Source organism: Streptomyces sp. NPDC034670, assembly GCF_055574875.1.
This window is the reverse complement of sequence record NZ_JBVITR010000036.1, coordinates 47,037-54,410: the sequence shown is the minus strand read 5'-3', so window position 1 is coordinate 54,410 and position 7,374 is coordinate 47,037. Positions and strand designations below refer to the sequence as shown.

Annotated in this window: 6 protein-coding genes; 1 reads left to right on the top strand and 5 read right to left on the bottom strand. The window is 76.9% G+C overall.

Features of this window, described 5'->3' with window-relative positions; genetic code table 11:
• Nucleotides 1-102: 102 nt before the first annotated feature.
• Complete coding sequence (gene leuE / locus ACZ56B_RS22470; RefSeq protein WP_468793421.1) at nt 103-747, bottom strand: leucine efflux protein LeuE; 645 nt, start codon at nt 745-747, stop codon at nt 103-105.
• A gap of 75 nt (nt 748-822) precedes the next feature.
• The gene (locus ACZ56B_RS22465) at nt 823-2,403 is read right to left on the bottom strand and encodes an acyl-CoA mutase large subunit family protein (protein WP_468793418.1); all 1,581 of its coding nucleotides are present in this window, start codon (nt 2,401-2,403) and stop codon (nt 823-825) included.
• 315 nt (nt 2,404-2,718) lie between these two features.
• Between ACZ56B_RS22465 and ACZ56B_RS22460 the strand changes: the two genes are divergently transcribed.
• Nucleotides 2,719-3,594 (top strand): L,D-transpeptidase family protein, encoded by an 876-nt coding sequence (locus ACZ56B_RS22460; protein ID WP_468793416.1) that lies wholly within the window; start codon nt 2,719-2,721, stop codon nt 3,592-3,594.
• 366 nt (nt 3,595-3,960) lie between these two features.
• Here the strand turns inward: ACZ56B_RS22460 and ACZ56B_RS22455 are convergent, their stop codons facing one another.
• The 3 genes from ACZ56B_RS22455 to ACZ56B_RS22445 all read right to left on the bottom strand — a co-directional run bounded on the left by ACZ56B_RS22455 (nt 3,961) and on the right by ACZ56B_RS22445 (nt 7,111).
• On the bottom strand, nt 3,961-5,121 hold the full coding sequence (locus tag ACZ56B_RS22455; protein ID WP_468793413.1) for a hypothetical protein: 1,161 nt from the start codon (nt 5,119-5,121) through the stop codon (nt 3,961-3,963).
• Complete coding sequence (locus ACZ56B_RS22450; protein WP_468793410.1) at nt 5,121-5,795, bottom strand: RNA polymerase sigma factor; 675 nt, start codon at nt 5,793-5,795, stop codon at nt 5,121-5,123. Before ACZ56B_RS22450 ends, ACZ56B_RS22455 begins: the two co-directional genes overlap by 1 nt.
• 425 nt (nt 5,796-6,220) lie before the next feature.
• On the bottom strand, nt 6,221-7,111 hold the full coding sequence (locus ACZ56B_RS22445) for a hypothetical protein (RefSeq protein WP_468793407.1): 891 nt from the start codon (nt 7,109-7,111) through the stop codon (nt 6,221-6,223).
• Nucleotides 7,112-7,374 lie beyond the last annotated feature (263 nt).

The following is a 7,374-nucleotide window of genomic DNA, read 5'->3' as shown; positions in this document are numbered from 1 at the left end:
TCCTCCTCCCCCCCTCTCCCTCTCTCCCCCCCCCCCCCCCCCCCCCCCGCCCAGCGCTTCCCCCCCCCCCCCCCCCCCCCCCCCCCCCCCCCGCGAAGGGCGCTACGCGCTCGCCAGCGACAGCTTCACCGCGAACCCCAGGAACAGCGCGCCCGCCGCCGAGGTGGCCCCCGCCGACAGCCGCCGCCGACGGCGGAACGCGGCGGCGAGCCGGGTGCCGCCGAAGATCAGCGCGCTGAGGTAGAGGGCGCTGGCGAGCTGGAGGAGGGCGCCGAGGAACAGGAAGGACAGCGCGGGGTGGGCGTAGCCCGGGTCGACGAACTGCACGAGGAAGGCGACGCAGAACAGGATCGCCTTCGGGTTGAAGAGGCTGATGACCAGGGCCTGGCGGAAGGGCCGTTCCGCGGCGGCGGCCGGGGGGCCGGCCGCGTCGTCCTCCCGGCGCGTCCGCCACATCGCCCAGGCGGCCCGGAGCATGCCGACGGCCAGCCAGGCCAGGTATCCGGCGCCCAGGAACTTCACGACCCCGAACAGGACGGCGTTCGCCTGGAGCAGCGAGGCGGCTCCGGCGGCCGACAGCGTCATCAGGACGGCGTCCCCGCACCAGACACCGGCCGCGGCCGTGTATCCGGCCCGCACGCCGCGCCGGGCGGCGACGGAGAGGACGTACAACGAGTTGGGGCCGGGGAGCAGCACGATGAGGATGAGGCCCGCCAGGTAGGCGGGCAGGTCGGTGACGCCGAGCATGACGAGAAGTCTCGCACGGGGGAGCGCCACCGCGCTCCTGTGTTCCGACCGGTGAGAGGGGGTCCGCGCGGGCGCTCAGAACGCGTCGCCGGGCACGTACGTCCCCCACACCTCCCGCAGCGCGTCGCACACCTCGCCGACGGTGGCGCGGGCCCGCAGGGCGTCCTTCATCGGGTACAGGACGTTGTCCTCGCCCCCGGCGGCCTTCCTCAGGGCGGTCAGCGCGGTGTCCACCGCCCGCCGGTCGCGCTCCGCGCGCAGCCGGGCGAGGCGTTCGGCCTGCCGGGCCTCGATGGCGGGGTCGACCCGCAGGGGCTCGTAGGGCTCCTCCTCGTCGAGCTGGAAGCGGTTGACGCCGACCACGACCCGCTCCCCGGAGTCGGTCTGCTGGGCGATGCGGTAGGCGGAGCGCTCGATCTCGCTCTTCTGGAAACCGCGCTCGATGGCCTCGACCGCGCCGCCGAGGTCCTCGACCTTCCGCATCAGCTCCAGTGCCGCGGCCTCGACGTCGTCGGTCATCCGCTCGACGGCGTAGGAGCCGGCGAAGGGGTCGACGGTCGCGGTCACGTCCGTCTCGTGGGCGAGGACCTGCTGGGTGCGCAGGGCGAGGCGGGCGGACTTGTCGGTCGGCAGCGCGATCGCCTCGTCGAAGGAGTTGGTGTGCAGGGACTGGGTGCCGCCGAGCACCGCCGCGAGGCCCTGCACGGCGACGCGGACCAGGTTCACCTCCGGCTGCTGGGCCGTCAGCTGCACGCCCGCGGTCTGGGTGTGGAAGCGCAGCATCAGCGACCTGGGGTTCTTGGCGCCGAACTCCTCCCTCATCACCCGCGCCCAGATCCGGCGCGCGGCGCGGAACTTGGCGACCTCCTCCAGGATCGTGGTGCGGGCGACGAAGAAGAACGACAGCCGGGGCGCGAAGTCGTCCACGTCCATGCCGGCCGCGACCGCCGTGCGGACGTACGCGATGCCGTCCGCGAGGGTGAACGCGATCTCCTGCGCCGGGGAGGCCCCGGCCTCGGCCATGTGGTAGCCGGAGATCGAGATCGTGTTCCACCGGGGGATCTCGGCCCGGCAGTACTTGAAGATGTCCGCGGTCAGCCGCAGGGAGGGCCTGGGCGGGAAGATGTACGTCCCGCGCGCGATGTACTCCTTCAGCACGTCGTTCTGGATCGTGCCGGTGAGCTGGTGCGCGCTCACGCCCTGCTCCTCGGCGACCAGCTGGTAGAGCAGGAGCAGCAGGGCGGCGGGGGCGTTGATCGTCATCGACGTGGAGACCCGGTCCAGCGGGATCCCGCCGAACAGCACCCGCATGTCGTCGATCGAGTCGACGGCCACGCCCACCTTGCCGACCTCGCCGTGCGCGAGCGGGGCGTCGGAGTCGTGGCCCATCTGGGTGGGCAGGTCGAAGGCGACCGACAGGCCCGTCGTGCCGTGGGCGATCAGCTGCCGGTACCGGGCGTTGGACTCCGCCGCGGTGCCGAAGCCGGCGTACTGGCGCATCGTCCAGGGCCGGCCGGTGTACATCGTCGGGTACACGCCCCGGGTGAAGGGGTACGACCCCGGCGCGCCCAGCTTCTCGGCCGGGTCCCAGCCCTCAAGCGCCTCCGGCCCGTAGACCGGTTCGATGGGCAGTCCGGACTCCGACTCGCGCGCCATGTGTGATGCCTCCCGCTGAGCAGTGCCGCTCGGCCCGCTCGCCGCCGTTCACCGGCCGCTCGCCGGTACGGACCGATCCTCCGACGGAGGGTAGCGGTGCGCGCACGGCCCGGTGGAGGGGCGCACGCTGGGACCTTCCTCACAGCCTCGGTGGGGCCCCGCTCACAGCGTCCGCCCCGGCGGCCGTCTTCCGGTCACTCACCACCATGCCCCGTGGTTCGGCCGCGGTCACCTCCGGGGAACATCCCGGTGGACGGCCGGGGCGACCACCGGTGGGACGAGGGGGACGAGGGGGCTTACGTGCGTGACACGGGCATGAGGGCTTGCGGGCGCGGGGCGGGCAGGGGGAGGTCACGCGTCGCCCTGGCGGCGCTGGCCGCCCTGGCGGGCGGCGCGGCGGGCTGCACGGTGCAGCCCGTCGGCGCGGACGGCGGCAGGCCGCCGGTGCACGTCGAGCTCCCGGGCGGGACGCCGCCGGCGTCCCGTGCCCCGGACGGCGGCGGGAGTCCCCCCGGCGCCGGTGACGACCGGCCCGGCACCGTCCCGGCGCAGCGGCCCCCGCGCGTGCTGTGGTCCCCCGGCGACTCCGGCCGCGACGTCCGCGAACTCCAGGCGCGGCTGCGTCAGGTCGCCTGGCTCCTCCACGGGCCCACCGGGACGTACGACGGACCGACGGAGGAGGCGGTGAGGGGCTTCCAGGGCAAGCGCGGACTGCCGCGGACCGGCCGGACCGACACCGTCACCTGGCAGCGGCTGCTCGCGATGACGCGCGAACCGGGCCGGTGGGAGCTCTACCTGATGGGCGGCCAGCCGGCCGACGCCCCGGACGCGCGCTGCACGACCGGGCGCGTGCTGTGCATCAGCAAGTCGAGCCGCACGCTCCGCTGGATGGTGGACGGGCGGACGGTGTCGACGATGCCCGTCCGCTTCGGCTCGGAGTACACCCCGACCCGGGAGGGCGTCTTCCGCGTCTACTGGAAGTCCCGGCACCACGTGTCCACGCTCTACGACTCGCCCATGCCGTACGCCATGTTCTTCAGCGGCGGACAGGCCGTGCACTTCTCGGCCGACTTCGCCGCGCGCGGCTACGCCGGTTCCTCGCACGGCTGCGTCAACGTCCGGGACGAGGCGGCGATCGCCCGGCTGTACGCGCAGGTGCGCACGGGCGACAAGGTCGTCGTGCACCGGTGAGACGCGCGGGGGCCGCCCCGGCGCGGGACGAGGGGGGGAGGGGTGCGAGGGGCGGGGGGGGGGGGGGGGGGGAGGGGGGGGGGGGGGGGGTGGGGGGGGGGGGGGGGGGGGGGGGGGGGGGAGGGCGACCGCCCCCCCCCCCCCCCCCCCCCCGCCGGGATGCACGAGCCGTGGGTACGGGGGGAACCCCGGCTCCGTGCGACAGCCGATGACCAGTCGGCTCACTCATTACTGCGCCGCGGCGGCCGAAAACGTCACACCCGGCGGCGAGGAGACCGGAGAGGACGGAAGAACAGCAGGTCAGAGCCTCTGCGGAGTCCGGTCGGCCGGTGTCCCGGGGCGGCGGCACGACCGTCGCCGCCGTCCTCACCCCTCGTTGCCCCTGCCGCTCCCGCCGCCCTTTCCGTTCGGCCGGCCCTTTTCGCTCTTCCCGCCCTCGCCCTCACCGGCCTCGCCGGACCTGCCGCCGTTGCCGTTCCTTCCGGCCTGACCGCCGCCCTCGCCCCCGCTGCCGCCGTTGTTGCCGTTGCCGTTGCCGTTGCCGTTGTTGCCGTTGCCGTTGTTGCCGTTGCCGTTGTTGTCGCCGCTGCCGCCGTTGCCGTTGTCGTTGTTGCCGTTGTTGCCGCCGTTGCCCTGGCGGGCCTCGCCGTCGGCGCGCTTCCCGGCCGCGGAACCGGTGCCGGCGCCGGTGGCGGACAGGACGTCCTCGCAGTACGTGCCGACGCGGGAGGGGCCGCCCGCCGCACCCTCGACGAGGCGCTTGCGGTCGCCGCCCAGCCCCTTGCCGTCCCGCAGGTCCCGGCAGGCCGAGACGACCTGCTGCCAGCCGCGTCCGGCACGGGCCGCGAAGTCATCGGCGTCCGGGCCGGGCCTGCCCGGTCCGCCCGCGTCCTCGCCCTCCGGCGCGCCCGGCCCGTCCGGAGCGATGCCCCGGGAGTCCCGGCCCGCGCCGCCCCCGGGTGCGTCCTCGCCGGGTGCGGCCGTCCTCGGCGGGGACGACGGCGGGGGGTGCCCGGAAGGGTCGCCGGTGGCCGTGACGGAGGCGTCCGGACCGGGCGCCGAGCCGCCGGACGGGACCGGCAGGATTCCGGTTCCGGCCAGGGTCGCGGCGCCGCCGACCAGGCCGGCCGCCAGCGCGGCGGCCAGCCCGAACCGCAGGAGACGTGCCCGGCGGGGTCCTCCTCCGGCTCCGGAACGGTCGCCGCGCGGGGGGCCGAGCCGGATCAGCCCGGCGTCGGAGGGCCCGGCTCCGGCGGGGCGGCCGGCGTCCGCGTCCGGGGCGGCCCCCTCTCCGCGCCCCTCGCGCCCTTCCCGCTCCTCGCGCGCGGCACGGAAGGCGGCCAGGGCGGCGGCCTCACCGGGGAGTTCCCCGCCGTCCGGCGGAGGCGGGGCGGACAGCGCGCCGAGCGTCCCGGCGAGCCGTTCGGCCCGGTCACGAGCGGCGGGATCGGCAGTTCCGGGTGGCTCTCCGCTCAACAGACGTTCCGCCGTCTCACGGTCCAGCCACCTGTACTGCTCGTCGGCCATCACATGTCCTTCTGCGTCCGCGCTCGCATCCGCGTCACACCCGCGGACGTCACCGTACGACGGCGCGGCCCCCTCTGGGGCGGAAGGGCGCCGAGCGCCCCGGCGGATTCCGGATGGCCCTCCGGATCGTCACCGAGCAGCTCGGCCAGCCGTTTCAGGCCGCGGTGCGCGGCCGTCCGCACGGCGCCCGGGCGTTTGCCCAGCGTCTCGGCGGCGGTCTTCGCGTCGAGCCCCACGACCACGCGCAGCACGACGGCCTCGGCCTGGTCCTGCGGCAGCCGGCCGATGAGGGAGAAGGCGCCGTCGGTGGCCAGTGCCTCGATGGCCTCGCCCGCGGTGTCGGACTCGGCGGCCCGTCCGGCCAGTTCGGTCTCGTCGCCGCCGATCGCGGGACGGCGCCCGCGCATGCGGATGTGGTCCAGCGCGCGGTTGCGGGCGATCCGGGCGGCCCAGCCGCGGAACCGGTCCGCGTCACCGGTGAACCGCTCCAGGTCACGGGCGATCTGCAGCCACGCCTCGGACGTCACGTCCTCGGCGTCGGGCTCGCCGACGAGCGTCCGCACGTACCCCAGCAGCCGCGGGTGCACGGCGCGGTACACCGTCCGGAACGCGGTCTCGTCCCCGTCCTGTGCCGCACGCACCGCGGCGGTCAGTTCCGCGTCGTCCCCCAGCACCGCGCGCGCCCTTCTGCGCCCCAGCCGGCTCCGCTCTCGCGGACCGGGCTCTCGCTGTCGTGGTTCCTCGGTTGGTCGTTGCCGTCTCGGGGCCACGGTGGCGTTGTGGTCGTCTGCCCTCCGTGACCTGGCGCGAAAGGCACGTTACGACCTGAAACCTGTCTCCGTCCATGTCCGTCCAAGATGCAACTAACCCGTGACACGACGAGGTGTGACAGAAAGAGCACGCCCGGCGCTGTAGGGAGTACGGGCCGCCGCGCGGCCCGTGCCGCGCGACGGCCGGGGCCTCTCCTGTGGGGGGTGGCGGCCCCGGCCGTTGCCATGGCGGCGGCGTCGCGAGGGCGTCCGCGCGGACCTCTGCGGCACGGGGGCGCGCCTGACGCCGGATCCCTTGTTCCCCTGCTCGCGGGGGGGGTCTCAGCACGTCACGGACGGTCGGCGCCCGGCTGGGCGGACCGGCCCCGGCGGCTGTCCGGGCCGCTCCCCGCCGCACCGGCGGCGCCCGGGGCGCCGGCGGACCCGCCCGCGCCGGAGGCACCGCCGCCCCGGGCGCCGCCCGCGTTGCCCGGGGTGCCGTCGCGCGCGTCGCCGGGGGCGCCGTCCCCGGCCCGGCCTGCCTCGCCGGTGTTCCCCCGCGGTGCCGGGGAGCCTCCGGGCCCTGTTCCGGCCGTGGCCCGTTCCCACCCCTCGGCACAGGACGCGTCGGCCTCCGCCCCGCCGCCCGCGGCCGCCTCGGGCGGCGTCGCGCCGCGCCCCTCGGCCCGCGCGCGGGCCGGGCAGCGCGCCTCGGTGTCCCGGGCCGCGGCGGACCGGTCCGGGCCGGTGGCGGCGGGCCCCGGACCGGTGGGCCCCGCGGCGGGTCCCCCGGTGGACGGGCGGGGCGGGGCGAAGGTGCGTCCGCCGTCCGGGGCGGGGCCGTCCGTGCCCGGTCCCGGCGCGCCGATCCCGGCGACCGCCACCCCGCCGAGGGCGAGGCCGCCGAGCAGCACGGAGAGCACGACCCGCACCGGCCGGCCCCCGAACCGCCGGCGGCGGGGCCGCCAGTCGTCCCGGCGCCGGGTGCGCGCGCGGCGCCCTCCCGCCGCCCGGGCGGCCCGGAAGGCGGCGACGGCCCGCTGCTCGGCGGCGTCGTCGACGGCGTCCCGGACCAGCGCGGCGGCGAGCAGCGGTGCGAGGGCGGCGGGGTCCACGGCGGGGCGGCCGGAGGCGCCGGAGACGGGGTCGCGCCGTCCGGCCGTGCGGTGCCCGGGCGGTGCGCCCTTAAAGCGCGCACGCCGGCGACCGGCCGGACCGCCGTCGCTCTGCCGTTCGCCCATGTCCGTTCCCGTCCCTGCTCGCTCAGCCCGCCGGCCCGCCGGGCCCGTGCGGTCCCTGCGGGCGGGCCGTCCCGCCCGGACCAAGGCATACGTTCCGGGCGTCCGGCCTGTTCAGTCCACCGTTCCGGGCGGACCGGCGCGGGCCGCCCGGGGCCGGCCGGGGGGGGGGGGGGGGGGGGCCCCCCCCCCCCCCTCCCCCCCTCCCCCCGGAGTGTCGGTTGGGTAACCCCAAGTCCGGGGGAACCCCCTCCTCCCGAACCACG